Source organism: Nonomuraea lactucae, assembly GCF_003313395.1.
In the GTDB taxonomy this organism is placed as follows: domain Bacteria; phylum Actinomycetota; class Actinomycetes; order Streptosporangiales; family Streptosporangiaceae; genus Nonomuraea; species Nonomuraea lactucae.
In genome coordinates this window covers 1-563 of sequence record NZ_QNFZ01000316.1, presented here as the reverse complement: position 1 = coordinate 563, position 563 = coordinate 1, and the positions used below count along the sequence as shown (strand labels likewise).

Here is a 563-nt window from a genome sequence, read left to right as displayed (position 1 = left end):
GGAAGGACCGTAGGAGGAGCATGCCGGGCGACAGGATCCGGGGGGCCTTCGTCGGGCTCGCCGTGGGCGACGCCGCGGGCTGGCCGGCGGCCAGGCACCGCGCCGCCCTGCACGCGCCGTGGAGCAGGCGGCTCCACCGGGAGCTGGACGCCTTCGCCGAGGAGCGGCGGGTCACCACGCTGCCGGTGCCGTTCGCGCTCAACCAGCCCGTCGCCCCCCTCGCGATCGGCCCCTCCGACGACGCCGAATGGCTGGCCTGGACGGCGCTCACCATCGACCGGCCCCGGGCCGAGGCGTTCAGGGAGCTCGGCCCGGAGATCCGCGCCCGCATCTCGGTGGCCGCCGCGCTGGACAACCTGGCCAGAGGCGTCGAGCCGCCCGCCAGCGGCCACGACAATCCGCACCACTTCGACGACGCCGCGGCCGTCAGGGCCGTCGCCTTCGGGGCGCTCGGCCGCGACCCCACGCCGGACGCCCAGGTCACCAATGCCGGAGACGGGCTCCTCGGCGCGCGGGCCGTGGCCGAGGCCGTCGCGTCCGGGTCGGCGTCCGCCGCCGTCCGG

Annotated in this window: 1 protein-coding gene; it reads left to right on the top strand. The window is 77.8% G+C overall.

Features of this window, described 5'->3' with window-relative positions; all coding sequences use genetic code 11:
• Positions 1 to 20 precede the first annotated feature (20 nt).
• Positions 21 to 563 (top strand): ADP-ribosylglycohydrolase family protein (locus DQW85_RS21685; RefSeq protein WP_205315294.1); only part of this gene is annotated, 543 nt, incomplete at its 3' end.